The organism is Streptomyces sp. NPDC107500 (assembly GCF_055582785.1).
Genome location: NZ_JBVJPF010000002.1, coordinates 628356 through 653366, shown reverse-complemented (window position 1 = coordinate 653366; position 25011 = coordinate 628356). Strand labels below are relative to the sequence as shown.

The window sequence follows — 25011 nt, the reverse complement described above, 5'->3', positions numbered from 1 at the left end:
ACGTCAGGCCGTCGCCGCGTCCGGGGCCGGCGGGGCGAGCTGCTGGGCCAGCCAGGTCGGTACGCCGCCCAGCAGCCGGAACAGCCGTCGGGCCTCCTCCCGCAGCCGGGACGCCTCCGGTTCCGTCTCCGCGTCCGCGAGGGACGCCAGCGCGGGCGCCGTACCGACGAGGTACCCCAGCTCCTCGCGGATCCGCAGGGACTCGGCGAAGCCGTGCCGCGCCTCGGCCAACTCGCCCTCCCGCAGGGCCAGTCCGGCCAGATGCCGCCAGGTGAAGGACAGCAGCAGCGGCTGCCCGTGCGCGGTCGCCCCGGCGTGCGCGCGCCGGTACGCCGCGCGGGCGGACTGCGGTGAACGGCTCAGGTTCTCCGCGACCAGTCCGCGCCGGAAGTCCAGCAGCGCCCGCCCGCCGGCCCCCGGCGCGATGAGCGCCGCCGCCCGGCCGAGCGCGGCCCGCGCCTCGTCGGCCCGGTCGCGCACCTGGTGCACGGTGGCCGCGTAGGCGAGTTGCCCGCGTTCGCAGGCGGCGGCCCCGCGCTCGTCGTCGCTGTGGGCCAGCGCCTCCGCGGTGCGCAGCGCGTCCTCGGCCTCCGCCCAGCCCTGCTCGGTGTACAGGCACCGCTCCACCAGCAGCGCGGTCCGCTGCAAGGCGGGGGCCGCGGTGACCGGCTCCAGCAGGGCCGCCGCGTCGGCCCAGCAGGCGCGCGAGCGCAACCGCCATACCGCGGTCTGGAGCGGATCGTCACCCTCGGTCGTTCCCCAACCAGAACCAGCCATGGCGGAATGCGCCACGTCGCCCTCCCCTTAGCACGCCATCGAGCTCTCGAGTGGTGGCCGCATCTCAGCACGGATCCGGCGGCCCGGCCAAGGGGATGGGTGAAAGATTTCACAAAGTCGTGCGACTTCCCGCGCCCGAGGTTTGGGGATCCCCCGGGCCCGAAAGCGCCCGCGCCTCAGCTCATCCGCAGTGCGAGGAAGAAATCCAGCTTGTCCTCCAGGCGCGACAGGTCACGCCCCGTCAACTGCTCGATCCGCCCGACGCGGTAGCGCAGCGTGTTGACGTGCAGGTGGAGCCGGTTCGCGCAGCGTGTCCAGGAGCCGTCGCTGTCGAGGAACGCCTCCAGCGTCGGGATCAGCTCGGCGCGGTGGCGGCGGTCGTAGTCGCGCAGCGGGTCGAGCAGCCGCGCGGTGAAGGCGCGCCGGACGTCGTCGGGGACGAAGGGCAGCAGCAGCACGTGCGACGCCAGTTCCTGGTGGCCGGCCGCGCAGACCCGGCCGGGCCGCGCCGCGGCCACCCGCCGTGCGTGCCGGGCCTCCTCCAGCGCCCCGCGCAGCCCCTCCGCCGAGTGCACGGCCGCGCTGACGCCGAGCGTGACCCGCCCGTCCCCGTCCAGGCCCGCGGACAGCGGCTCCCGCACGGACTCCAGCAGCGCGTCCGCGAGCACGCCGGTCTCGGAGCCGTCGTGCTCGGTGGAGACCGCCGGCAGCGGTACGAGGGCCACGGCCTCGTCACCGGTGTGCGCCACGGCGATGCGGTCGGAGTGCTCGGGGCCCGTGGCGTGCGGGTCGACGAGGATCTCCTCCAGCAGCGACTGGGCGACCGGGCCGGTCTCCGTCGCGCCGTCCTCCCACTCGACGCGGGCCACCACGACCTGCCAGTGCGGGGCGGCGCCGAGGCCGGGCAGCAGCACCGGCGCCGCCACCCGCAGCCGGGCCGCGATCTCGGCGGGCGCGGCGCCCGTCTGCACCAGCTCCAGCACCTCCTGCGCCAGCCGCCGCCGCACCGTGCGGGCCGCGTCCCGCCGGTCCCGCTCGACCGCGATCAGCTGCGTGACCCCGTACAGCAGGTCGAGCCGCTCCTCGGCCCAGTCCCCGGCGTCCGCCTCGACCACGAGGAGCCAGTCCGACAGCACCGTCTCCCGCACCTCCCGGGACGCACCCACCGCCTGCGGGGCGCGGGCGCCGGCCCGCACCGGGAAGACGCTGTACGTGCTGCCCGCCACCGGGACCCGGTGCGGTGCGCGCCGCCCCGCGCGGGTGGCGGCCAGGTGCTCCGCCGCCAGCCGCGCGCACACCTCGGCGGGCAGCGCGGGGCCCGCCGCCTTCGAGCCCGCGACCGGCCGCCCGGTCGGCGACAGCACCCAGGCCCGCAGGTCCAGGTCGGAGCCGAGCAGGTCGAGCACCACGTCGGGGCCGCCGCCGGCGGGTCCCGAGGTCATCATGCGGCGGTGCCGGTCCACCACGGCCGCGAGGTCACCGGCCCGCTCGCCCGAGACCTGCCGGACGACGTGCTCGGTGATGGTCGCGAAGGCCACCGACTCGTGCACCGCGAACAGCGGCAGCCGGTGCCGCACGCAGGCCAGCACCAGGTCTTCCGGCACGCTCCCCAGCTCCGCCTCGCCGGCGGCCAGGGCGCTCACGCCGGACTGCACCAGGAGACGCACGAAAGGCTCGGAATCGTCGGCGTCCCGTCGCCAGGCCAGGCCGGTCAGCACCAGCTCACCGCCCGACAGGTACCGGCTGGGGTCCCGCAGGTCGGTGGTCATCACGCCGCGGACCGATCGGTCCAGCTCGTCCTCGCCGCCGAGCAGCCTGAGGCCCAGCGCGTCGGTGTCCAGCAGTGCGCGCAGCCGCATTCTCGTCGCCGCCGATCTTTGTCTCGAAGTGTTCCAGGTCACGCGGCTGTGGCGCGCGTTTCCGGAGGAAAACGAGGAGGTTACTGAGGACCTCCTTTCATACGAATCTACAAGATGCCTGCCCTGGCCAGCCAACTCCTTCATGGTTTCTGCGACTGACCCCGGTGGAGCACAGGACGGTGTACTGAGGCCAATCCACGTGAACAGCACATGAACGAGCCGGGCCCGCCGCACACGGATTGGCTCAATCTGTACGCCCCACAAGTAGACGAAGAAGAGAGCCGGTCATGGACTTCCTTCGCCCCGCCAGCTGGGAGGAGGCGCTCGCCGCCAAGGCCGAGCACCCCACCGCTGTGCCGATCGCGGGTGGCACCGACGTGATGGTCGAGATCAACTTCGACCACCGCCGGCCCGAGTACCTCATGGACCTCAACCGCATCGGCGACCTCTTCGAGTGGGAGGTCGGCGAGGACTCCGTACGGCTCGGCGCCTCCGTGCCCTACACCAGGATCATGGAGAGCCTGAGCGCCGAGCTGCCGGGTCTCGCCCTCGCCTCGCACACGGTCGCCTCCCCGCAGATCCGTAACCGCGGCGGCGTGGGCGGGAACCTCGGCACCGCCTCCCCGGCCGGCGACGCCCACCCGGCGCTGCTCGCCGCCGGCGCCGAGGTCGAGGCCGAGTCGGTGCGCGGGCGGCGCCTGATCCCGATCGACCAGTTCTACACGGGCGTCAAGCGCAACGCCCTGGAGCCCGACGAGCTGATCCGTGCCGTGCACGTGAAGAAGGCCGACGGACCCCAGCAGTTCTCCAAGGTCGGCACCCGCAACGCCATGGTCATCGCCGTGTGCGCCTTCGGCCTCGCCCTGCACCCCGAGACCCGCACCGTGCGCACCGGCATCGGCTCCGCCGCCCCCACCCCCGTACGGGCCAAGGCGGCCGAGGAGTTCCTGAACGCGGCGCTCGAAGAGGGCGGCTTCTGGGACAGCGGAAAGATCATCACCCCGTCGGTCGCCAAGCAGTTCGCCGAGCTGTGCTCCGGCGCCTGCAACCCGATCGACGACGTCCGCGGCACCGCGAACTACCGCCGCCACGCCGTCGGCGTCATGGCCCGCCGGACGCTGACCTGGACCTGGGAGTCGTACCGCGGCACCCGCAACGCCACGGAGGGAGCTGCGTAATGCGCGTCAACTTCACTGTCAACGGACGTCCGCAGGAAGCCGACGACGTGTGGGAGGGCGAGTCCCTCCTGTACGTGCTGCGCGAGCGGATGGGCCTGCCCGGCTCCAAGAACGCCTGCGAACAGGGCGAGTGCGGCTCCTGCACGGTCCGCCTGGACGGCGTGCCGGTCTGCTCCTGCCTGGTCGCGGCCGGCCAGGCGCAGGGCCGCGAGGTCGTCACCGTCGAGGGCCTGGCGGAGTTCGCCAAGGACCGCGCCGAGGGCTGCGCCACCGGCGCCTGCGGAAGCGGCGCCGGCAAGGGCACCACCCTCGACCAGGCCAAGCGCTGGCAGGCCGGCGGCACCGACTCGCAGACCGGCGAGGGCACCGAACTGGCCCCGATCCAGCAGGCGTTCATCGACGCCGGCGCCGTCCAGTGCGGCTTCTGCACGCCCGGACTGCTGGTCGCCGCCGACGAGATGCTGGAGCGCAACCCGAACCCGTCCGACGCGGACATCCGTGAGGCGCTGTCGGGCAACCTGTGCCGCTGCACGGGCTACGAGAAGATCATGGACGCGGTCCGCCTGGCCGCGGCCCGCCAGTCCGAGGGGGTCTGAACATGGCTGCCACCGGCGCACCCACCAAAATCACCCAGGGTTCCCAGACCAAGGGCGGCATCGGCGAGTCCACGCTCCGCCCGGACGGCACCCTCAAGGTCACCGGCGAGTTCGCGTACTCGTCCGACATGTGGCACGAGGACATGCTCTGGGGCCAGATCCTGCGCTCCACCGTCGCGCACGCCGAGATCGTCTCCATCGACACCGGCGAGGCCCTCGCGATGGCCGGCGTCTACGCCGTCATGACGTACGACGACCTGCCCACCGAGGTACGCAACTACGGCCTGGAGATCCAGGACACCCCCGTCCTCGCCCACGGCAAGGTCCGCCACCACGGCGAGCCCGTCGCCATCGTCGCCGCCGACCACCCGGAGACCGCGCGCCGCGCCGCCGCCAAGATCAAGGTGGAGTACCGCGAGCTGCCCGTCATCACCGACGAGGCCTCCGCCACGGCGCCCGACGCGATCCTCGTCCACGAGGGCCGCGACGACCACCACATCGGCCACGTCCCGCACCCCAACATCGTGCACCGCCAGCCGATCGTCCGCGGCGACGCCGACGCGGCCGCCGCGCGGGCCGACGTGATCGTCAAGGGCGAGTACTACTTCGGCATGCAGGACCAGGCCTTCCTCGGCCCCGAGTCCGGCCTCGCGGTGCCCTCCGAGGACGGCGGCGTGGAGCTGTACGTCGCCACCCAGTGGCTGCACTCCGACCTGAAGCAGATCGCCCCGGTCCTCGGCCTGCCCGAGGACAAGGTCCGCATGACGCTCTCCGGCGTCGGCGGCGCCTTCGGCGGGCGCGAGGACCTGTCGATGCAGATCCACGCCTGCCTGCTGGCGATGCGCACCGGCAAGCCGGTCAAGATCGTCTACAACCGGTTCGAGTCCTTCTTCGGCCACGTGCACCGCCACCCGGCCCGCCTCTTCTACGAGCACGGCGCCACCAAGGACGGCAAGCTCACCCACCTCAAGTGCCGGATCGTCCTGGACGGCGGCGCCTACGCCTCCGCCTCCCCGGCGGTCGTCGGCAACGCCTCCTCGCTCGCCGTCGGCCCCTACGTGATCGACGACGTGGACATCGAGGCCATCGCCCTCTACTCCAACAACCCGCCCTGCGGCGCCATGCGCGGTTTCGGCGCGGTCCAGGCGTGCTTCGCCTACGAGGCGCAGATGGACAAGGTGGCCAAGGAACTCGGCATGGACCCGGTGGAGTTCCGCCGGATCAACGCCATGGAGCAGGGCACGATCATGCCCACCGGCCAGCCGGTCGACTCCCCGGCGCCGGTCGCCGAACTGCTGCGCCGCGTCAAGGCGATGCCGATGCCGCCGGAGCGCCAGTGGGAGTCCAGCGAGGGCGCCGACGTGCGCCAGCTGCCCGGCGGTCTGTCCAACACCACGCACGGCGAGGGCGTCGTCCGCGGCGTCGGCTACGCGGTCGGCATCAAGAACGTCGGCTTCTCCGAGGGCTTCGACGACTACTCCACCGCCAAGGTCCGCATGGAGGTCATCGGCGGCGAGCCGGTGGCCACCGTGCACACCGCCATGGCGGAGGTCGGCCAGGGCGGCGTCACCGTGCACGCGCAGATCGCCCGCACGGAGCTGGGCGTCACCCAGGTCACCATCCACCCGGCCGACACCCAGGTCGGCTCGGCCGGCTCCACCTCGGCCTCCCGGCAGACGTACGTCACCGGCGGCGCCGTGAAGAACGCCTGCGAGCTGGTGCGCGAGAAGGTCCTGGAGATCGGGCGCCGCAAGTTCGGCTCCTACCACCCCGCCTGGGCCACCGCCGAACTCCTGCTGGAGGGCGGCAAGGTCGTCACCGACGGCGGCGAGGTCCTGTCCGACCTCGTCGACGTCCTGGAGGGCGAGACCGTCGAGGTCGAGGAGGAGTGGCGGCACCGGCCGACCGAGCCCTTCGACCTGCGCACCGGCCAGGGCAACGGCCACGTCCAGTACTCCTTCGCCGCGCACCGCGCCGTCGTCGAGGTCGACACCGAGCTGGGCCTGGTCAAGGTCATCGAACTGGCCTGCGCGCAGGACGTCGGCAAGGCGCTCAACCCGCTGTCCGTCATCGGGCAGATCCAGGGCGGCACCACCCAGGGGCTGGGCATCGCCATCATGGAGGAGATCGTCGTCGACCCCAAGACGGCGAAGGTCAGGAACCCCTCCTTCACGGACTACCTGCTCCCCACCATCCTCGACACGCCGACGATCCCGGTCGACGTGCTCGAACTCGCCGACGACCACGCGCCGTACGGGCTGCGCGGCATCGGCGAGGCCCCCACCCTGTCGTCCACCCCGGCGGTCCTCGCGGCCATCCGGAACGCGACGGGGCTGGCGCTCGACCGCACGCCGGTACGGCCGGAACACCTCACCGGCACGGCGTGAGTTGAACCTCCGGGCGGCGCACGGAACGTCACACACTCCGCGCCGCCCGGAGCACCGACCGGGTCCCGTCCCGCTCGCGGGCCTCGAAGTACCCACCCACATGCGTTCGTCTCGGGCCGTCCCCCGGGTCGTGCACATCCCAAATCCCCGCAGCCGCCCCAGCGGCACGCGCGGGTGCCCCTTTGAACCTTGGGAGACGGCCCCATGACCCAGCAGTCAGTGGAGCCCAAGACCACCGCCGAGGACGCGGGCGCGGGTTCCCGCGTCCCCTCCGGCCGGTCTTGGCTCGACCGGTACTTTCACATATCGCACAGAGGATCCACGGTCGCGCGTGAGGTGCGCGGCGGCATCACCACCTTCATGGCGATGGCGTACATCGTCCTGCTCAACCCCGTCCTGCTCGGCGGCAAGGACGTCGCGGGCGACACCCTGAGCCAGAAGGCTCTGATCACCGCGACGGCGCTCGCCGCGGCGGTCACCACGCTCCTCATGGGCTTCATCGGCAAGGTGCCGCTGGCCCTGGCCGCCGGACTCTCGGTGTCGGGCGTCATCGCCGGCCAGGTCGTCCCCCAGATGACCTGGGGCCAGGCCTTCGCCATGTGCGTGATGTACGGCGTGGTCATCATGCTGCTCGTGGTCACCGGGCTGCGCGAGATGATCATGAACGCCATCCCGCTCGCCCTCAAGCACGGCATCACGATGGGCATCGGCCTCTTCATCGCCATCATCGGCCTGGTGAAGGGCGGCTTCGTGCACGCCGGCGAGGCGACCCCGCTGACCCTCGGCCCCGCCGGTGAACTCGCCGGCTGGCCCGTGCTGCTCTTCGCGGGCACGCTGCTCCTGATCTTCATGCTCCAGGCGCGCAACACCCCGGGCGCGATCCTGATCGGCATCGTCGCCGGCACCATCGTGGCGGCGGTGCTGAACGCCACCGGGGTCATCGACCCCAAGCAGTGGGCGAACGGCGCTCCGGAACTGCACGGCAGCGCGGTCTCCATGCCGGACTTCTCGCTCTTCGGGACCCTGGAGTTCGGCGGCTGGGGCCAGGTCGGCGCGATGACGGTCGGCATGATCGTCTTCACGCTGGTGCTGGCCGGGTTCTTCGACGCGATGGCCACCATCATCGGCGTCGGCACCGAGGCCAAGCTCGCCGACGACAAGGGCCGCATGCCGGGCCTGTCGAAGGCGCTGTTCATCGACGGCGCCGGCGGCGCCATCGGCGGTGTGGCGGGCGGCTCCGGCCAGACCGTCTTCGTGGAGTCGGCGACCGGCGTCGGCGAGGGCGCCCGCACCGGGCTCGCCTCGGTCGTCACCGGCGCGTTCTTCGCGGCCTGCCTCTTCTTCACGCCGATCACCGCGATCGTGCCGCAGGAGGTGGCCTCGGCCGCCCTGGTCGTCATCGGCGCGATGATGATGATGAACGCCCGGCACGTGGACTGGGCCGACCGGGCCACCGCGATCCCGGTCTTCCTGACCGTCGTCCTGATGCCGTTCACGTACTCCATCACGGCGGGTGTCGCCGCCGGAGTGATCTCCTACGTCGCCATCAAGGTCGCCCAGGGCAAGGCCCGGGAGATCGGCGCGTTCATGTGGGCCCTGACGGTGATCTTCGTCGTCTACTTCGCCCTCAACCCGATCGAGAACTGGCTGGGCGTGCACTAGCCGCCACGACGGGAACCCTTTCACGTAACCCTCGTCCTAGGAGGACCGACAGATGCTGGACATCGCCGACGAGCTGAACCGGTGGGTCGAGCAGGGACGCGACTTCGCCGTGGCCACCGTGGTGGCCGTCGGCGGCAGCGCCCCCCGCCAGCCCGGCGCCGCCCTCGCGGTGGACGCCGACGGCACGGCGATCGGCTCGGTCTCCGGTGGCTGCGTGGAAGGGGCCGTGTACGAGCTGTGCCGGCAGTCGCTGGAGGACGGCGAAACCGTCCTGGAGCGCTTCGGCTACAGCGACGAGGACGCCTTCGCCGTGGGTCTGACCTGCGGCGGGGTCATCGACATCCTCGTGACTCCGGTTCGGGCGGCGGACCCCGCCCGGCCGGTGCTGGCCGCCGCGCTCGCCGCCTCCGCACGGGGGGAGGCGGCGGCGGTGGCGCGGGTCGTCAGCGGCCCGGCGGAGCTGATGGGCCGCGCGCTCCTCGTCCACCCGGACGGCTCCCGCGCCGGCGGTTTCGGCGCCCACCCCGAACTGGACCGCACGGTGGCCGCCGAGGCGGGCGCCTTCCTGGACGCCGGCCGCACGGGCACGCTGGAGATCGGTGAGCAGGGCTCGCGCTGCGGGGCGCCGCTCACGCTGCTGATCGAGTCCTCGGTGCCCGCCCCCCGCATGATCGTCTTCGGTGCGATCGACTTCGCCTCCGCGCTGGTCCGCGCCGGAAAGTTCCTCGGCTACCACGTGACGGTGTGCGACGCCCGCCCCGTCTTCGCGACCCGGCTCCGCTTCCCGGACGCCGACGAGATCGTCGTCGAGTGGCCCCACGAGTACCTGCGGCGCACGGAGGTCGACGCGCGCACGGTGCTGTGCGTGCTGACCCACGACGCCAAGTTCGACATCCCGCTGATCAAACTGGCGCTGCGGCTGCCGGTGGCATACATCGGCGCGATGGGCTCGCGCCGCACCCACCTGGACCGCAACGCGCGCCTGCGCGAGGTCGGCGTGAGCGACCTGGAGCTGGCCCGCCTCAGGTCGCCCATCGGCCTCGACCTCGGCGCCCGCACCCCCGAGGAGACGGCCCTCTCCATCGCCGCCGAGATCGTCGCCACCCGCCGCGGCGGCACCGGCGCCTCCCTGACCGGCGCCCACACCCCGATCCACCACGACGGCCCGACGACACCGGCGGGGCGGATCGGTTCGGTGGCCTAGGGCCGGTCTGAGGGCCGATGGCGCGGGCGGCGGTCCGGACCTGCTGCCGCATGCCCGGTCGGGGTCGCCGCGGCTCGGCTAGCCCGGGCGGCCCCCGGCCCCCTCAGCGGCGCGTCAGGGACACGTCCGCCACCACCGGCCGGTGGTCCGAGGCCACCGCTTCCTCCGGTACGGCGGCGCCGCGGACCCGCACGCCCTCGCCCACGGTCACGTAGTCGATCCGCTTCACCGGGGCCGCGGCCGGGAACGTGCCACCGGTGCCCGTCCCGGCGTCGCGCAGCTCCCGCCACAGCGGCCCCAGCTCGGGGGCCGTCGGCTCGGCGTTGAAGTCGCCGAGCAGCACCTGGCGTGCCCCGGGCCGGTCCGCCCGCTCCCGGGCCATGATCCGCCGCGTGTCGGCGACCTGCGCGACCCGCACGGCCGGGTCGGCGCGGTAGTCGAGGTGGGTCACGAACACCTGCACCGGCACCCCGCGCACCTTGAGCGTCACCTCGCCGAACCCGGGCGCGGGAGCCGGTACCGGGTTCTCGTCCTGCGTGGACAGGCGCGTGATCTCGTGGTTCGCCTCGGACCGGATCGGGAAGCGGGACAGCACCGCCACGCCGTACTCGCGCCGGGGGCCGCCCACCGTGACGGGGTCGAGGCTGTAGATCGGCGCGAACGACACCCGCATCCCGAGCCGCCGCGCCAACTCCCCGGCCACGTCGAGCCCTTGGCTGCGGTCACCCCAGTGCACGTCGACCTCCTGGAGGCCGATCACGTCCGCGTCGAGGGCGCGCAGCGCGGCGGCCTGCCGGTCGAGGTCGAAGACGCCGTCCGAGCCCGTGCCGGCGTGGATGTTGTAGGTGGCGATGCGCAGCGGAACGGTGCGCCCCTGGCCGGCGGAGGCGGGCGGGGCCGCCACGGCCAGCGTCAACAGGGCTCCCGCTACGGACAGTTGGACGAAGGTGCGCGCTCTGGCAGACATGACGGCACGGTACGCGGGAATCGGGCGCCGCGAGCCGCGCCGCGCGAACTCGTCGCCGGCCCGTACCTCGTCCGCCACCCCGGGTTCACGGGTGCCTCAGCAGGTGGTTGACCGCCCGGCCGAAGACGTAGCGCCCCGACCCGCCGAGCGCGCGGTCGAAGGCGGACGGCAGCAGCCGGACGTCCAGTTCCTCGCGCCACCGGACCCGGGTCCGGCCGCCGGGACCCGGGCGCACCTCGATCTCGGCCCACCCCCGCACCAGCCGGCCGCGCTTCTCCAGCCGGCACCGGCCCGGCGTGTCGTCCCCGGGCGGCTGCCAGACGGTGACCTCCATCCGGTCGTCGAAGGCGAACGGGCCGCCACCGGTGCGGGCCACGATCACCGTGCCCCGGCGCGTGGGCCCGGGCGTCTCGACGGTGACCCTTGTCAGCGGTACGGCGTCGCCGTGGCGGGACCAGGTGGTGAGGCGCCGCCACGCCTCGTCGAGGGGGAGTGGGGCGGTGCGTTCCAGCGAGAAGGTGACCACGCGACGATCGTAGGGAACGCGGGCCCCGGGGTGCCGCCGGCGGGTCCGGGCGGTGCCGCTCCATCAGCAGGCCATCGCAGACCTCACGCTCGGTGACATGTGGACGCCTGTCCGGAAACGGAGTGCGTCCATGAGCGTTTGAGGCGACCGCGCCGCGGCACCCGCGAAGCCGAGACGGACCCCCGCGACACCTCGCCGCTCGGAGCACCCCTCATGCGCAACCTCGGTACCGACGCCACGTCCCACGACCCGCGCCACCCGCAGCGCCCCGGCACCGCGGCGCGGCGGGGGAGGGCGGCCGCATGAGCGCCGGACACGGCGGCGCGGGCCCCGGGAACGGCTACGCCGTCGTCGTCCCCACTCTCGTCCGCGACTCCCTGGCCGACTGCCTGGCCGCGCTGGCCGCCGCGACCGGCCCCGGCCCCGACGAGATGGTCCTGGTCGACGACCGGCCCGGGCCCGGAGCCGACCCGGGCGCGCTGGAGCACCCGCTGACCGTCCTCGGCGACCTGCGCGAGCGCACGGTGGTCCTGCGCAGCGGCGGACGCGGCCCCGCCGCCGCCCGCAACACCGGGCTCCGCGCGGTCACCGCGCCCTGGACGGCGTTCCTCGACGACGACGTCCAGGTCGGCCCGCACTGGTGCGGGGAGCTGATCCAGGACCTCGCCGAGGCGGCCGCCGACACCGGTGCCGTGCAGGGCGTGATCGCCGTCCCGCTGCCCGGCGAGCGCCGCCCCACCGACTGGGAGCGCGACACCGCGGGGCTGGCGCGGGCCCGCTGGACCAACGCCGACATGGCGTATCGCACCACCGTGCTCCGGCAGGTCGGCGGCTTCGACGAACGGTTCACCCGCGCCTTCCGGGAGGACGCCGACCTCGCGCTGCGCGTCCTCGACGCCGGGTGGCGCATCCGGCGGGGCCGCCGCACTACCCGGCACCCCGTGCCGCCCGCCGCCCGCTGGGTGTCCCTGGGCCAGCAGCGGGCCAACGCCGACGACGCCCTCATGCGACGGCTGCACGGCCCCGACTGGTGGGCCAAGGCGGTGGCGCCCCGGGGCCGGATCCGGCGCCATGCGGCGATCACCGCGGCGGGCGCCGCGACCGTGGCCCTCACCGTCGCCGGGCGGCCCCGCGTCGCGGCCGTCACCGGCCTGGGCTGGGCGGCCGGCACCGCCGAGTTCGCCTGGGCCCGCATCGCGCCCGGCCCGCGCACCCGCCACGAGGTCACGACCGTGCTGGTCACCAGCGCGCTCATCCCGCCCACCGCGACCTGGCACCGGCTGAGCGGCCTGTGGCGCCACCGCAACGCCCCCGCCTGGCGGGAGACGCCCGCATGAGCCCCCCGAAGCCCGGCCGTCCCGAACGGCCCGACCGCGGGCGCCTGGAGCGGCCCCCCAAGGAGGTGGCCCGATGAGGATCGCCATGGTGTCCGGGCACGCGAGCCCCCTCAGCGAGCCCGGCGGTGACGCCGGCGGGCTGAACGTCTACGTGGCCCGTCTCGCCGAGGAGCTGGCGGCGCGCGGCCACGACGTCACGGTGCACACCCGCCGCGACGCCGCCGACCTGCCCGCCCGGGTCGCGCTGCCCGGCGGCGCAGTGGTCGAGCACGTGCCGGCCGGTCCGCCGGAGGTGCTGCCCGTGGACGGGCTCCTGCCGCACATGGGCGGCTTCGGCGCACACCTGGCCCGGGTCTGGGCCCGGGAGGGGCCGGACGTGGTGCACGCCCACTTCTGGCTGTCCGGCCTGGCCGCGCGGACCGGCGTACGGCCGCACGGCATCCCCCTCGTGCAGACCTTCCACACCCTCGGCACCGGCACCGGCGGCCCGCCCGAACGTGTCGGCGCCGAACGGCTGCTCGGCCGTGCCTGCCGACGCGCCCTGGCCGTCAGCACCGACGAGGCCGACGCCCTCGGCGTCCTGGGCGTACCCGCCCGCCGGGTGTCGGTGGTGCCCTGCGGAGTGGACGCCGAGCACTTCCACCCCGCCGCCGACACCGGCCGCACCCCCGAACGCCGCCAACGGCACCGGTTGCTCGCCTGCGGACGGCTGGTGCCCGGCCAGGGCTACGACCAGGCCGTCCGCGCCCTCGCCGAGGTCCCCGACGCCGAACTCCTCGTCGCGGGCGGCCCGCCGGCCGGTGCCGTGGCGGCCGACCCGGAGGCCCGGCGCCTGACCGCGCTGGCCCGCCGCGCCGGTGTCGCCGACCGGGTCCGGCTGCTCGGCGCGGTCCCCCCGGACGACATGCCCGCCCTGCTCCGCAGCGCCGACCTGGTGCTGTGCACCCCCGTCCACGAACCGTTCGGCTTCGTGCCGCTGGAGGCGATGGCGTGCGCGGTGCCCGTCCTCGCCACCGACGTCGGCGCCCACCGCGACTGCGTGGCGGACGGCAGCACCGGCCGCCTGGTCGCGCCGGGGGACCCCGCCGCCCTCGCGGACGCCGTCCGCGCGCTCCTCGCCGAGGAACGGCTGCGCCGCCAGTACGGCAGGAACGGCCGCGAACGGGTCCTGCGCCACCACACCTGGGCCCGGGTCGCCGACGCGGTGGAACAGGTCTACCGCCTGGCCCTGCCCGAACCGCCCCCGGCGACCGGCCCGTCATCGCCCGGCGCCCGGCTCGAAGGCCTCGCGCACGTCGGCGCCGGAGGGTATGACGGCCATCCGTGACGCCCCCGGCTCACAGCGCGTTGGTCACGGTGACCGTCACCTGCGCGCCGGGCGCCGTCCCGGCGAGCGCGGCGGTCACGGCGTCGCGCACGGCGCGGGCGACGGTCAGGGCGCGGTGGCCGCGGTGCACGACGATCTGGACGTCGACCTCCCACGGCTCCGCCCCGGAGGCCCGGGCCACCCGAACGCCCGCGGGCGCCCGCCCGGCCGCGCGCGGCGGTCCGGTGCGGGCGGAGCCCCGGACCAGGTCCGCGAGCCCCGGGCGCAGGAAGGCGACGCCGGGCACGTCGGCGGTCACCCGCGCGACGGTTCCGGCGAGCGCGTCACGGCCGGTTGCGGCAGCGGTCACGGTCAGCTCCCTTCTTCCGTGCCGGCCGGCACGGTCACATCGGTGATGTGCACGTCGACGTGGTCCACCGGCAGTCCCAGGGCGTCGTCGGCCGCCTCGCGCACCCGCCGCCGGATCTCCTCCGCCAGGTCGGGCAGGTGCGCCGTGAGCGGTACGACGACCTCCAGCCGTACCCGGACCGGTCCGCGCGAGGGCCCGGTGCCGGACTCGGCGGGCCGGATCCGGCAGGAGCCCGCGCCCACCCCCGGCACGGTCTCGGCGGCGGCCCGCAGCGCCTTGGCCGCCATCGCCTCCCGCACCCACAGGTCCTCCGCGCGCTCCCCGAGAGGCAGCGGCCGGCCGGGCCGCAACTCCAGCCGGACGACGTCCATGACCCGCTCGGTCAGCGCCCCGGCGTCCCACTCCGGCTCCCGCCCGCTCCCCGCCTCGCGCACCGCTGCCCCGAGCAGGTCCAGTTGCCGGACGGCGGCCGAGCAGTGCGGGCAGTCCCGCAGGTGCGGGTCGTCCGCGGCGTCCTCCCAGGACTCCCACACCGCGGACAGCAGCCGCCCGCATTCCAGCCGTTCGTCGTCGCCGGTGCCGTGCGCACCGCCGGGCCCGGTGCCGGGCCCGGGCAGCTCAGCGCCGGTGTTCATCGCCATGCGGTCATCGCCTCCGTCAGGCAGCGTCGTGCGCGGAACACCCGGCCGCGGGCAGCCTCGGGGCTGATCCCGACCGTCTCCGCGATCGTCTCGTACGACTGGCCCTCCAGCTCTCTGAGCACCCAGCAGACCCGCTGCTCGGGGGAGAGCTCGGACAGCGACCTGCCCAGCGCCACCGCGGCGGCGTGCGACTCGGCGGCCCGTGCGGGGGAGACCGCGTGGTCCGGCGCCTGCGGCTCGGGCACGCTGTCGAGGTCCGTGACGGGGCGTCTGGAACGCAGCATGTTCAGGCACCGGTTGACGACGATGCGGTGCAGCCACGTGCCGAAGGCCGACTGCCCCCGGAACTCCGGGAGCCTGCGCCACGCGCTGACGAACGCGTCCTGCACCGCGTCCTCCGCCTCGGAGGGACTGCCCAGCATGCTCGCCGCCAGCCGCAGCAGGCCCGGCGCGTGCCGGCGCACGAGCGCCTCGAAGGCGTCCTCGTCGCCCTCGGCGGCCCGCACCGCGAGCAGTCCGTCGTCGCCCGGCACGTGCGCTCCCTTCCGTCGTTCCCCACGGTTCCCATGGGCGGGTTCCCCGGTTGGACACGCCGTCCGCTCCCGGCGTTACGCGCAGAGCCGCGGGAGAAGAAATCTTCCGGGACCGCGTAACGCCGCACCGCGACCCGTGTCCAACGTCCAGCAACACCAAACGACCACCGTTGACGGAGGACACCATGACGACCACACCGCAGGCGGCCACGATCGAGAAGAAGAGCGGTGGCACCGGCATCGGCGCGCAGGGCGGGGCGACCACCGTGAGCGGCGGCTCCACCGGCGCCACCGAACCGGCCGGCACGCGGGGCCGTACGTCCATCGCCGACGTGGTGGTCGTCAAGATCGCGGGCATGGCGGCGCGCGAGATCCCCGGCGTGTACGACATGGGCGGCGGCCTGTCCCGCACCATCGGCGCGGTCCGCGACCGGGTGCCCGGCGGCCGGCCCAACGTGGGCCGCGGCGTGAAGGTCGAGGTCGGCGAGCGGCAGACCGCGATCGACCTGGACCTGGTCGTGGAGTACGGCGTCCCGATCGCGGACCTCGCCCGGGAGGTGCGGGAGAACGTGATCGACGCCGTCGAGCGCATCTCCGGCCTGGAGGTCGTCGAGGTCAACATCACGGTCAACGACGTCCACCTGCCCGACGACGAGGACCCGGAGCGGCCGGTGGAGGCGCGCGTGGAGTGAGGAGCGGTTTCCGGAGCAGGTGCGAGGCGGAGGTGAGTGATGAGCAGAGCGGTGATCGGCATGCTGGTCGGCATGGCGCTGGCCTTCGCCGGATATTTCGGCGGGTTCGGGGCGTTCCTGCTGGTGGCCGCGCTGGGCGCGGTCGGCGCCGTGCTGGGGCGCCTGATCGACGACGGCACCGACTGGCGTGAGTTCCTGGCACCCCGGGACCGGAGGATCAGGTGACGGCGGCACCGGCCGAACGCGGCAGGACCGTCGTCGCCGACCGCGCCGTGCGCCGCATCGCCGAACGCGCCGCCACCGAGGCCGACCTCGGCGGGCGGCGCGCCCGGGTGACGCACGGCACGGCGGCCGTCCACGGGCGCCACGCCGACGTCCGCGTGGACGTGCGGCTGCCGTATCCGGCGGCGCTCGGCGAGACGGGGGAGCGGGTCCGGAGCCGGATGGCCGACCGGGTCGCCGAGCTGAGCGGCCTGACGGTGCGGGCGGCGACGGTCCGCGTCCAGTCGCTGGCCGCTCACCGGGCGGCCCCGTCGCCGCACCCGGCCGACGGTGCCGGTCCCTCGCGCCGGGCCCGGCGGCCCTGGTCGGGACGCCGGGTGCCCGCCGCGCTGGTCGCCCTCGTCGGGACGGGAGCGTGTGCGCTCCTGCTGTACGACGTCCTGGCCGTGCACGTCGCCGGCCACGACCCGGCCGCCTGGCGCACCGACGCGGTCGACTGGGCGGCCACACACGGCCCCGGGAACACCCCGGTCGTCGCGGGCGGCGCCGTCGCGGCCGCCCTGGGCGCCTGGCTGCTGTGGCTGGCGCTCACCCCGGGCCTGCGCGGCGTGCTCCCGATGGCCCCGGTGCCCGGGAGTGGCCCGCAGCGGGCCGTACTGGAACGGTCGGCGGTGGCCGAACTCCTCCGGGACGCCGGCACCGCCGTACCCGGGGTGACGGACGTCCGCGTGCGCTGCGGCAGACGGCGCGTCCGCGTCCGCGCCCGCCTCGGCTTCGGCGACCGCACCACGACCCGCACCGCGGTCCGCACCGCCACCGCCACGACCCTCGACGCCCTCGGCCTCACCCGCCCCCTCAAACCCCGCGTCACCCTGCGCCCCGAACCCCACTGGCGCCCACCGGAGCCGGCACCGACGGCGCCGCCCGCCGAGCCGGGACCCGTCACCGGGCCGCCGCCGCTCCCGAAGGAGACCGAATCGTGAACCCGTTGCGCAACGCCGCCAACCGGACGCTGCTCGCGCTGACCGGGGCGGCCCTGCTGGCCGGCGGCGGGTGGCTCGGGCTCAGCGGCGTCGCGGTCGCCGACCGGCTGCCCGGTTGGTGGCCCCGGCCCGAGGACGGCACCGCCCTGCTGGACCGGGCCCGTCTCGCCGACCTGCGCGGTGCGGACTGGTGGACCCCCGTGGTGGTCGCCGGTACGGCCGCCGCGCTGCTGCTGTGCCTCACCTGGCTCCTCGCCCAGCCGCGCCCGAGCGGTGACCGGCGGCTGCCGCTGGCCGGCCCGCACCTCACCCTGCGCTCCCGCGCGCTGGCCGACGCGGTCGCCCACCAGGCGGAGGCCACCCCGGGCGTCGCCCGCGCCCACGTACGGCTGCCCGCCGGCCGGAAACGCTCACGGGCCCGCGTCCGGCTGCTGCTCGAACCCGGCGCCGCACCCGGCCACGTCCTCGAACAGCTCACCCACGGCCCGTTCGACGAGGCCCGCGCCTCCCTGGCCCCGCACCCGCTGCGCACCCACGTCCGCATGGGCGTACGGTCCCGTCGCGAGCGGCGTACCCGATGACCACGATGGCGGCGTACCTGGAGACCAGGCTGACCCGGCTGCGGAAACGCTCCGTGCCGTGGACCGGCGCGCTGCGCCGCGTGCCGCGCGCCATGTGGGACGACAACGACTCGGACTGGGCGGCGGCCCTCACCTATTACGCCGTCCTGGCCCTCGTGCCCGCCCTCGTCGTCACCGCCTCCGTCATCGGCCTGGTCGCGCCCGACCTGACGGACCGTCTGATCGCCGACGTGACGTCCTGGGCGCCCGCCCAGTCCGGTGCCGAACTGCACCGCACCCTGCACGAGATGGCCGGGGAGCGCTCCGCCGCGCTGACCGTGGCCGTGGCCTGCGGCGTGGGCGCGCTCTGGTCCGCCTCCAGCTACCTGGCGGTCTTCCGGCGCGCCCTGCACGACATGCACGGCCTGCCCGACCAGCGCCCCCTGTGGCACCGGCTGCACCGCATCGTCCTCACCGCGCTGAGTCTGCTCGGACTGCTCGTCGCCGGCGCCCTGGTCCTGCTGCTGACCGGACCCCTGGCCCGGCCCCTGGGCAGGCTGGCCGGCATCGGCACGACGGCGACCGCCGCCTGGTCCCTGCTCCGCTGGCCGCTGCTGCTGTGCCGGGTCGCGCTGCTGGTCCTCGTCCTGTTCCGGACCGGCCCCGCCCCGGCCCGCCGCAGCCGGGAGGCGGTGCCCGGCGGCGCCCTGGCGGCACTGCTGTGGCTCACCTCCTCCGGCGTCTTCTCCCTCTACGCCTCCGGCATCGGCACCTACGGCCGCCTCTACGGCTCCCTGGCCGGAGTCGTGGTCTTCCTGGTATGGCTGTGGGTCTCTCACCTCTCCCTGCTGGCCGGTGCCCGGTTCGTCGTGGAGCTGAGCCGGGCCGATCGCGGACAGAACCCGTCCGCGAGCCCCGCTACCGTGCACCCATGACGACCAAGGCAGGCCCGAGCGCCCCCGTCCTCGGCATCCGCGCCCTCAACCGCGCCACCCTCGCCCGGCAGTTGCTGCTGCGCCGCACGGCCATGTCCGCCGAGGCCGCCGTCGCGCATCTCGTCGGACTCCAGGCGCAGAACGTCAAGCCCCCGTACTACGCGCTCGCCGCCCGCCTCGACGGCTTCACGCCCGAGGACCTCTCGGAGGCGATGGCCGGCCGACGGGTCGCCCGCCTCGTCACCATGCGCTCGACCATCCACACCCACACCGCCGACGACTGCCTCACCCTGCGCCCCCTGGTGCAGGCCGCCCGGGACCGGGAGCTGCACGCCTTCCGCAAGGGCCTGGCGGGCGTCGACCTGGACCGGCTCGCCGGCCTCGCCCGCGAACTGGTCGAGGCCGAGCCGCGCACCATGGCCCAGTTGCGCGAGGCCCTGCTCGCCGAGTGGCCCGACGCCGACCCGCAGTCCCTGGCCGTCGCCGCCCGCTGCCGCCTCCCCCTCGTCCAGGTCACCCCGCGCGGACTGTGGGGAAGGAGCGGCCAGGTCACGCTCACCACCGCCGAGCACTGGCTGGCCCGCCCCGCTCGGCCCGCGCCCGCACCGGACGACACCGTCCTGCGCTACCTCGGCGCCTTCGGACCCGCCTCCGTGAAGGACATGCAGACGTGGGCCGGCCTGACCCGGCTGCGGGACGCCTTCGAACGGCTCCGCCCCCGGCTCGTCACCTTCCGCGCCCCCGACGGCACCGAACTCTTCGACCTCCCGGACGCGCCGCGCCCCGACCCCGACACCCCGGCCCCGCCGCGCTTCCTGCCCGAGTTCGACAACCTGCTGCTCGCCCACGCCGACCGCGCCCGAGTCGTCCCGCCCGCCCACAAGGGCCGCACCTGGACGGGGAACCAGGCCCACCGCGTCCTCGTCGTCGACGGCTTCGTGGCCGGACTGTGGAAGACCGAGGAGGACGCCCTCGTCGTCGAACCCTTCGACCGCCTGCCCGAGGAGCGCCGGGCCGAGGTCGTGGCCGAGGGGGAGCGGATGCTGGCCGTCATGCAGCCGGAAGCCGCGTACGGCGTCCGCTTCGGGACGGTACGCGGCTGAGGCGTTGGAGAGGGGGCGTTGCGGGCCGCTCGTGGAGGCTCGCAACGCCCCCTGGCTTGCACCTGAGGAGTACTCAGGAGATCAGGAGACCCTGCCGGGGCGGGGCTACGAGGTGACCTGCGCGGTCACCTGGTCCGAGAACGTGGTCAGCCGGGAGTAGACCCCCGGGTAACCGGCCCTCGCGCAGCCCTCGCCCCAAGAGGTGATTCCTGCCAGGACGCCCCCGATGACCAGGGGTCCGCCGCTGTCGCCCTGGCAGGTGTCCACGCCGCCGGACGGCAGCCCGGCGCACACCATGTCGCTCGCGACGAAGTCGGAGCCGTACGAGCCGCCGCAGTCCGAGTCGGAGACGACCGGCACGGTCGCGGTCCGCAGCTGGTTGGAGGAACTGCCGTTCTCCCGGGTGGTGCCCCAGCCGAGCACCCGGGCCTCGTTGCCGGCCGCGTAGACCGAGGTGTCCGAGGAGGACACGTACTTCGCCGGCTTGTACGGCATCGACGAAGCCAGCGTCAGCACCGCCACGTCGTCGCCGTTGGTGGCGTCGGTGTAGTCCGGGTGCACCCAGATCCGGCTGACCCGGGCGACCGTGCCGTTCGAGCCGTTGAGGTACGTGCGTCCGCCGACCACGCGGACGCTGCGCGCGCTCTCGCCGGCCATGCAGTGCGCGGCGGTGACGACCTTGGTGGGTGAGACGAGGGTGCCGCCGCAGAACTGGTTCTGGGAGGCGTCGGTGACCTGCATGACGTACGGGTAGGCGGCCGTCGTGGTGGTGGTGCCGCCGACGATCGGCTGCGGCGCGGCGACGGCGGAGGGGGCGGCGAGCAGCGCGGCTGCGCCGGCGGCGGCCAGCACGGCGGCTGCCGATCTGGCGCGGGTGAGCCCGAACATGAGTCTCCTCAAGGGGTTGCCGGTGGGGGGTCGCACGGACGTGGGGGGTTGCACGGGGGTCTCGGGACAGACCCCCGTATGCCCGGGCGAGCGGCACGTGTTCACGCTAGAACCGGCGGTCGGGGCACCCCAATGGGGGAACCCCCTAGGGGAGGCGGGCAGGGAAAACCCTCGGTGCGCGGCCGGTAAACCCCCGCCGTTCTCAGTCCGTTCGCCCGCCCGCCGCCAGCCGGACGAGATCGACCCGGGACCGGATCCCGAGCTTGCGGTAGACCCGGGTCAGGGTCGCCTCGACGGTCTTGACGCTGACGAAGAGCCGGGCGGCGATCTCCCGGTTCGTCGCGCCCTCCATGACCAGCGCGGCCACCTGACGCTCCATCGCGGCCAGCCCCGCGAGACCGTCCGGCGTGGCGGCCGGTGCCGGGGGCGGCCCGGCCGACCGTGCCGCGACGGCCGCCTCCACCCGCTCCAGCCAGGGCAGCGCCCGGCAGCGCCGGAACAGCCGCGTCGCCTCGTCGTACGACGCCGCCCCCGGCGCCCGGCCCGGCCGTTCGGCGTGCAGTTCGGCCAGCGCGAAGGCCGCCCGCGCCTCTTCCAGGCCGTACCCCAGCCCGGCCAGCCGCTCCCGCGCCGAGGTCAACCGCGCGACGGCCGCCCGGTGTTCGCCCCGATCCGCGCGCACCAGGGCCTCCGCCCGGTCCAGCACGGCGAGCACGCTGCCCCGCCCGAGCCGCAGCGCGTGCGCCCGGCTGACCTCGATGACGTCCATCGCCTCGGCCGGCTCGCCGGTCCGCACCAGCGCCTCCGCCAGATCGCCCTGCCACCGTCCGCGCGCCGGGTCGGTGATGCCCGCCCCGGCCTCCAGCTCCCGCACCCGGCGCAGCGCCCGCACGGCCGCACCCGCGTCGCCCGCCACCAGGTTCGCGTGGCCGAGCGCGGCCAGCGCCCGCGACAGGTACACGGCGTCACCGTCCTCCTCCGCCCGCCGCACCGCCTCCCGCGCCAGCTCCAGGGCCCGGCCCGGGTCGCCGCCCGCGGCCTCGGCGAGCGCGGCCTGCATCGCGCCGGCACCCTCGCCGATGCCCGCGTCCCGGGCCAGCGTCAGGCTCTCCCGCGCCAGTTCCAGGGCCCGGCCGCAGTGCCCGGAGTGCAGCTCGGTCTCGGCCAGGAAGCGCAGGTAGTGGACCTCGCTCTCGGCCATGCCGCGGCGGCGCACCTCACGCAGCAGCGTGGTGACGGTGGCCCGCGCCTCGGCCAGCCGGTCGCTCATCACCAGCCACCGGAACCGGGACGATCCGGCCCCGTTGTGGTGGCACGCCACCCGCGGGTCCTGCGGCTCGGCCAGCGCCCGCCCGATGGTCGCCGGGGCGTCCGGATGCCCCATCAGCGTCTCGCACTGGGCCTGGAACGCCAGCGCGAGCAGTTCGGTGCGCCGGTCGGCGCCCCGCGCCGCCAGCCGGGCGGCGTGCGCGGCCTCCTCCCGGCCCTGGGCGAAGTCGCCCTGCACCACCAAGGAGCGCCAGGCCAGCTGGTAGTGGACCTGGGCGAGCAGCCGCGGGTCGTCGCCCGCGTCGGCCAGGGCCTGCGGGAAGACGGCGTCGACCTCGCCGATGGCCTGCCCGGCGGCCTCGATCACCACCATCCAGGCGCGGACCCGGTCGCCGGGGGCGGTGGCCCGGGTCAGCACCTCGCGGGCGATGTCCCGGGCGAGATCCTGCTCGCCCGCCGTGATCGCGTCCTCGGCGGCCGCCACCCGGCGTTCGTCCGGTCCCGGCACGCTGTCCGCCGGGGTGTGCCGGGCGGCGAGCAGCCCGAGCGAGGCGGCCACCGACGGCGCCCCGCGGTCCCGGGCCAGCGAGGCGGCCTCCGCCAGCCGCGCCGCGACCTCCGGGTCGGTGCCGGTGGTGGCCAGGGCGAGGTGCCGGGCGCGCTCGATCGGGTCGGAGGCGGCCGTGGACAGCGCGGCGTGCGCGGCCCGCCGCTCGGGCGCCGGGGCCTCGGCGTACAGCGCGGCCGAGATGAGCGGGTGCGCGAACCGTACGGTCGGACCCTCCGGGTCGGTCGCCAGCAGTCCCAGCGCCGCCGCCTGGGCCGTCTCGGCCTCGGCGTTCTCCCGGCCGGCCGCGCGCAGCAGGGCCGGCGTCGGGCGGGCGCCGGCGCTGGCCACCAGCAGGGTGCGGCGGGCCTCGTCCGACAGCATCTCCAGGCGGGAGAGGACCAGGGCGCGCAGCGAGGTCGGCACCGGCAGCGGCTCGCCGGGCCGGGGCGCCGCGGGGCTCTCGGCCAGCGCCCGGCCCAGTTCCAGGGCGAAGAGCGGATTGCCGCCGCTGGTGCGGTGGATGTCGCGGACCGTGGCCCGGTGCAGGCCCGCGTAGCCGCGTTCGCCGAGCAGCGTCGCGACCTGGGCGCGGGTCAGCGGGCCGAGGCGGACCGCGCGGGTGTCCGGCGGGGAGGCGCGCAGATGGCGGTCGTACGCGGCGTCCTCCGTCTCGGGCCCCTCGGTCCGCACCGCGCACAGCAGCCGCACCGGGGTCTCGCCCAGGCGCCGGGCGGCGAAGCCGAGGAGTTCCGCGCTGGCCGGATCCAGCCACTGGAGGTCGTCGGCGACGACCAGGACCGGGCCCGCGGCGGCGAGGGCGCGCAGGGCGGACAGCACCGCCAGCCGCAGCGCCAGGCCGTCGCGCTGGAGGGTGGACTCGCCGCGTCCGGTGAGCGCCGACTCCAGCGCGGTGCGCTGCGCGGCGGGCAGCGCCTGGGACACGTCGTCCAGGACCAGGCCCAGGAGGTCGGCCAGGGCGAGGAAGGGCAGATGTGATTCGGACTCCGTGGCCGAGCAGCGCAACACGGTGTGCGAGGTGCGGGCATATTCCGCCGCCAGGGTGCGCAGGACGGTCGACTTTCCAATTCCGGCGGGCCCGTGCAGCAACACACTGCCGCCCCGGGCCAGCTGCTCACGTGCCGCGCCGAACGACTCCTCCCGCCCGATGACCAGGTCGGAGCGGAATCCGGCAGACTCCGCGAAGTCCCGTGGCACGGTGACCGCTCCCTCCGAGTGTCGTGTCCGGGCCAATGTTAGGCAACGGGCCATTGGATTAAGGAGGGACGAGGAGGTGAGGCAAATAACAAACCGGCGGACACGGAAATCAAAGAGCCGGGGGAAATCCCCGGGCCGCTCCGCGCCCTACGGCAGCCATCCCGTCCGGCGGGCCCGGGCGACCGCCTCCGTGCGGGTGCGGGCGCCCAGCTTGCGCATCGCCGAGCGCAGGTAGCTCTTCACGGTCTCCGCGCCCAGCCCGAGCCGCTCCGCGGCCTCCACGTTCGTCGCGCCCGCGGCCACGCAGGCCAGCACGTCCACCTCGCGCGGCGCGGGCCGGGGCCCCGTTCCCGGCCCGCCCCCGGGCGCCAGCAGACCGCAGGCGCGCAGCAGCTCCTCGCGCAGCGCGGGGTCCGAGATCCGGGGGGCCAGCGCCCGCAGCGCCGCGTGCGCCTCCCGTACCTGCTCCAAGACCGCCGCGTCCGCCGGGTCGTGCCCCGGGCCGGGCCGGGCCGCCGCCAGCAGCTCGTCCGTCTCGTCCCGCAGCACCAGCGCCTGCTCCACGTCCCGGGCCGCCGCCACGGCCGCGCCCAGGGTGCGGTCGCCCAGCGGCTGCGCGGTGCGCAGGGCGCCGTACAGCACACCGCGCACCCGGCGCCGCACCACCACCGGGACCGCCAGCACCGAGCGCAGTCCCTCGGCGGCGACGGGCCGGTCGTACTCGTGGCTGATCTGCGCGGAGACGGAGTAGTCCGTCACCGCGCAGGGCCGCGACAGCGCCACCGCCCGGCCGCCAAGACCGTTGCCCGAGGTCACCGCGAGGGCGCTGAGCGCCGCCGTCGCCGTGCCGCTCAGCTCGCTGATGCGCACCTGCCGCCGGCCCGGCTCCACCAGCCCGCCGAAGGCGACCGGCAGCCCGGTCGCCCGCCGCAGCCGCACCAGCGCACCCCGGATCTCCACTCCGTCGGCCGTGTCCACCGCCACCCGATCCGTCCTCCCTAGGGGGTCTCGTTCGTATCCTGCCGGGGTCGCGGGGTCTGGCACGCACATCTGCGGCGTTGTCGTCGGTTGCCAGGGCTCCGCCCTGTCGCCCTCCTCCGCCTTGCAGCTGCACGCACCAGACCCCGCTCGGGCCGAGTACACGGCACCGTCGTCCGGAGCCGGCCTGATCCGAACGAGACCCCAAGCGCCCGTCCCGGGGCGCACACCCCCGTTCGGGGGTAGTGAGACCTGCATCACGGATTACACGAT

23 protein-coding genes are annotated in these 25011 nt (G+C 75.1%); 13 read left to right on the top strand and 10 right to left on the bottom strand.

Annotated elements, in window-relative coordinates; translation table 11 throughout:
* Positions 1–3: 3 nt before the first annotated feature.
* Both ACZ67M_RS08950 and ACZ67M_RS08945 read right to left on the bottom strand, forming a co-directional pair.
* On the bottom strand, positions 4–792 hold the full coding sequence (locus ACZ67M_RS08950; RefSeq protein WP_385793986.1) for a hypothetical protein: 789 nt from the start codon (positions 790–792) through the stop codon (positions 4–6).
* 161 nt (positions 793–953) lie between these two features.
* The gene (locus tag ACZ67M_RS08945; protein WP_467320782.1) at positions 954–2636 is read right to left on the bottom strand and encodes a PucR family transcriptional regulator; all 1683 of its coding nucleotides are present in this window, start codon (positions 2634–2636) and stop codon (positions 954–956) included.
* Positions 2637–2923: 287 nt separating this feature from the next.
* On the opposite strand from ACZ67M_RS08945, the gene ACZ67M_RS08940 reads away from it, so the two are divergent.
* The 5 genes from ACZ67M_RS08940 (at position 2924) to ACZ67M_RS08920 (ending at position 9663) form a co-directional block, all read left to right on the top strand.
* A complete protein-coding gene (locus ACZ67M_RS08940) occupies positions 2924–3814 on the top strand; it encodes an FAD binding domain-containing protein (protein WP_392235965.1) in 891 nt (296 codons plus the stop codon).
* A complete protein-coding gene (locus ACZ67M_RS08935; RefSeq protein ID WP_161332791.1) occupies positions 3814–4410 on the top strand; it encodes a (2Fe-2S)-binding protein in 597 nt (198 codons plus the stop codon). Before ACZ67M_RS08940 ends, ACZ67M_RS08935 begins: the two co-directional genes overlap by 1 nt.
* A 2-nt stretch (positions 4411–4412) precedes the next feature.
* A complete protein-coding gene (locus ACZ67M_RS08930) occupies positions 4413–6797 on the top strand; it encodes a xanthine dehydrogenase family protein molybdopterin-binding subunit (RefSeq protein WP_122618772.1) in 2385 nt (794 codons plus the stop codon).
* 204 nt (positions 6798–7001) lie between these two features.
* The gene (locus tag ACZ67M_RS08925; RefSeq protein WP_161332790.1) at positions 7002–8459 is read left to right on the top strand and encodes an NCS2 family permease; all 1458 of its coding nucleotides are present in this window, start codon (positions 7002–7004) and stop codon (positions 8457–8459) included.
* 52 nt (positions 8460–8511) lie between these two features.
* Positions 8512–9663, top strand: a complete 1152-nt coding sequence (locus ACZ67M_RS08920) for an XdhC family protein (protein WP_385793979.1) — start codon at positions 8512–8514, stop codon at positions 9661–9663.
* 103 nt (positions 9664–9766) lie between these two features.
* Here ACZ67M_RS08920 and ACZ67M_RS08915 read toward each other — a convergent pair whose 3' ends face one another.
* Both ACZ67M_RS08915 and ACZ67M_RS08910 read right to left on the bottom strand, forming a co-directional pair.
* A complete protein-coding gene (locus ACZ67M_RS08915) occupies positions 9767–10630 on the bottom strand; it encodes an endonuclease/exonuclease/phosphatase family protein (protein ID WP_469850194.1) in 864 nt (287 codons plus the stop codon).
* A gap of 85 nt (positions 10631–10715) precedes the next feature.
* Complete coding sequence (locus ACZ67M_RS08910) at positions 10716–11156, bottom strand: SRPBCC family protein (RefSeq protein ID WP_385793974.1); 441 nt, start codon at positions 11154–11156, stop codon at positions 10716–10718.
* A gap of 302 nt (positions 11157–11458) precedes the next feature.
* Between ACZ67M_RS08910 and ACZ67M_RS08905 the strand changes: the two genes are divergently transcribed.
* A complete protein-coding gene (locus ACZ67M_RS08905) occupies positions 11459–12493 on the top strand; it encodes a glycosyltransferase family 2 protein (RefSeq protein WP_469850192.1) in 1035 nt (344 codons plus the stop codon).
* Positions 12494–12566: 73 nt separating this feature from the next.
* Complete coding sequence (locus ACZ67M_RS08900; RefSeq protein WP_467320789.1) at positions 12567–13820, top strand: glycosyltransferase; 1254 nt, start codon at positions 12567–12569, stop codon at positions 13818–13820.
* 10 nt (positions 13821–13830) lie between these two features.
* Here ACZ67M_RS08900 and ACZ67M_RS08895 read toward each other — a convergent pair whose 3' ends face one another.
* From ACZ67M_RS08895 to ACZ67M_RS08885, 3 genes are read right to left on the bottom strand one after another with little or no spacing between them, the layout of a single operon-like run.
* The gene (locus ACZ67M_RS08895; RefSeq protein ID WP_385793967.1) at positions 13831–14169 is read right to left on the bottom strand and encodes an Asp23/Gls24 family envelope stress response protein; all 339 of its coding nucleotides are present in this window, start codon (positions 14167–14169) and stop codon (positions 13831–13833) included.
* 2 nt (positions 14170–14171) lie between these two features.
* Positions 14172–14810, bottom strand: coding sequence for an Asp23/Gls24 family envelope stress response protein (locus ACZ67M_RS08890; RefSeq protein WP_451854905.1), 639 nt, complete (start codon positions 14808–14810; stop codon positions 14172–14174).
* A complete protein-coding gene (locus tag ACZ67M_RS08885; protein ID WP_469850190.1) occupies positions 14801–15343 on the bottom strand; it encodes an RNA polymerase sigma factor in 543 nt (180 codons plus the stop codon). The genes ACZ67M_RS08890 and ACZ67M_RS08885 overlap by 10 nt, the downstream gene beginning before the upstream one ends.
* Positions 15344–15528: 185 nt before the next feature.
* Between ACZ67M_RS08885 and ACZ67M_RS08880 the strand changes: the two genes are divergently transcribed.
* Genes ACZ67M_RS08880 through ACZ67M_RS08855 form a run of 6 tightly spaced genes read left to right on the top strand, consistent with a single transcriptional unit; the run spans position 15529 to position 19838 of the window.
* Positions 15529–16035, top strand: a complete 507-nt coding sequence (locus tag ACZ67M_RS08880) for an Asp23/Gls24 family envelope stress response protein (RefSeq protein WP_361358091.1) — start codon at positions 15529–15531, stop codon at positions 16033–16035.
* Positions 16036–16074: 39 nt separating this feature from the next.
* Positions 16075–16260, top strand: a complete 186-nt coding sequence (locus tag ACZ67M_RS08875) for a hypothetical protein (protein ID WP_469850188.1) — start codon at positions 16075–16077, stop codon at positions 16258–16260.
* Positions 16257–17240 (top strand): DUF6286 domain-containing Asp23/Gls24 family envelope stress response protein, encoded by a 984-nt coding sequence (locus tag ACZ67M_RS08870; RefSeq protein WP_469850187.1) that lies wholly within the window; start codon positions 16257–16259, stop codon positions 17238–17240. Before ACZ67M_RS08875 ends, ACZ67M_RS08870 begins: the two co-directional genes overlap by 4 nt.
* Entirely contained in the window at positions 17237–17821 is a 585-nt protein-coding gene (locus ACZ67M_RS08865) for a hypothetical protein (protein WP_469850185.1), read from the top strand. Before ACZ67M_RS08870 ends, ACZ67M_RS08865 begins: the two co-directional genes overlap by 4 nt.
* A 5-nt stretch (positions 17822–17826) precedes the next feature.
* Complete coding sequence (locus ACZ67M_RS08860; protein WP_469850697.1) at positions 17827–18735, top strand: YihY/virulence factor BrkB family protein; 909 nt, start codon at positions 17827–17829, stop codon at positions 18733–18735.
* Positions 18732–19838, top strand: coding sequence for a winged helix DNA-binding domain-containing protein (locus tag ACZ67M_RS08855; RefSeq protein ID WP_469850183.1), 1107 nt, complete (start codon positions 18732–18734; stop codon positions 19836–19838). The genes ACZ67M_RS08860 and ACZ67M_RS08855 overlap by 4 nt, the downstream gene beginning before the upstream one ends.
* A 105-nt stretch (positions 19839–19943) precedes the next feature.
* Here the strand turns inward: ACZ67M_RS08855 and ACZ67M_RS08850 are convergent, their stop codons facing one another.
* The 3 genes from ACZ67M_RS08850 to ACZ67M_RS08840 form a co-directional block, all read right to left on the bottom strand.
* Complete coding sequence (locus ACZ67M_RS08850) at positions 19944–20726, bottom strand: S1 family peptidase (protein WP_469850181.1); 783 nt, start codon at positions 20724–20726, stop codon at positions 19944–19946.
* Positions 20727–20928: 202 nt separating this feature from the next.
* Positions 20929–23814, bottom strand: a complete 2886-nt coding sequence (locus ACZ67M_RS08845) for an ATP-binding protein (protein WP_392012039.1) — start codon at positions 23812–23814, stop codon at positions 20929–20931.
* A 93-nt stretch (positions 23815–23907) separates the two neighbouring features.
* Positions 23908–24744, bottom strand: a complete 837-nt coding sequence (locus ACZ67M_RS08840) for a LuxR C-terminal-related transcriptional regulator (RefSeq protein ID WP_467320797.1) — start codon at positions 24742–24744, stop codon at positions 23908–23910.
* Positions 24745–25011: the final 267 nt, after the last annotated feature.

Excerpts from the sequence above, each read along its gene's own strand:
- ACZ67M_RS08855 (WP_469850183.1), top strand. The coding sequence starts at position 18,732 with ATGACGACCAAGGCAGGCCCGAGCGCCCCCGTCCTCGGCATCCGCGCC.
- ACZ67M_RS08945 (WP_467320782.1), bottom strand. The coding sequence starts at position 2,636 with ATGCGGCTGCGCGCACTGCTGGACACCGACGCGCTGGGCCTCAGGCTG.
- ACZ67M_RS08875 (WP_469850188.1), top strand. The coding sequence starts at position 16,075 with ATGAGCAGAGCGGTGATCGGCATGCTGGTCGGCATGGCGCTGGCCTTC.
- ACZ67M_RS08850 (WP_469850181.1), bottom strand. The coding sequence starts at position 20,726 with ATGTTCGGGCTCACCCGCGCCAGATCGGCAGCCGCCGTGCTGGCCGCC.
- ACZ67M_RS08860 (WP_469850697.1), top strand. The coding sequence starts at position 17,827 with ATGGCGGCGTACCTGGAGACCAGGCTGACCCGGCTGCGGAAACGCTCC.
- ACZ67M_RS08890 (WP_451854905.1), bottom strand. The coding sequence starts at position 14,810 with ATGGCGATGAACACCGGCGCTGAGCTGCCCGGGCCCGGCACCGGGCCC.
- ACZ67M_RS08845 (WP_392012039.1), bottom strand. The coding sequence starts at position 23,814 with ATGGCCCGTTGCCTAACATTGGCCCGGACACGACACTCGGAGGGAGCG.
- ACZ67M_RS08900 (WP_467320789.1), top strand. The coding sequence starts at position 12,567 with ATGAGGATCGCCATGGTGTCCGGGCACGCGAGCCCCCTCAGCGAGCCC.
- ACZ67M_RS08940 (WP_392235965.1), top strand. The coding sequence starts at position 2,924 with ATGGACTTCCTTCGCCCCGCCAGCTGGGAGGAGGCGCTCGCCGCCAAG.
- ACZ67M_RS08920 (WP_385793979.1), top strand. The coding sequence starts at position 8,512 with ATGCTGGACATCGCCGACGAGCTGAACCGGTGGGTCGAGCAGGGACGC.
- ACZ67M_RS08935 (WP_161332791.1), top strand. The coding sequence starts at position 3,814 with ATGCGCGTCAACTTCACTGTCAACGGACGTCCGCAGGAAGCCGACGAC.
- ACZ67M_RS08915 (WP_469850194.1), bottom strand. The coding sequence starts at position 10,630 with ATGTCTGCCAGAGCGCGCACCTTCGTCCAACTGTCCGTAGCGGGAGCC.
- ACZ67M_RS08925 (WP_161332790.1), top strand. The coding sequence starts at position 7,002 with ATGACCCAGCAGTCAGTGGAGCCCAAGACCACCGCCGAGGACGCGGGC.
- ACZ67M_RS08905 (WP_469850192.1), top strand. The coding sequence starts at position 11,459 with ATGAGCGCCGGACACGGCGGCGCGGGCCCCGGGAACGGCTACGCCGTC.
- ACZ67M_RS08880 (WP_361358091.1), top strand. The coding sequence starts at position 15,529 with ATGACGACCACACCGCAGGCGGCCACGATCGAGAAGAAGAGCGGTGGC.
- ACZ67M_RS08930 (WP_122618772.1), top strand. The coding sequence starts at position 4,413 with ATGGCTGCCACCGGCGCACCCACCAAAATCACCCAGGGTTCCCAGACC.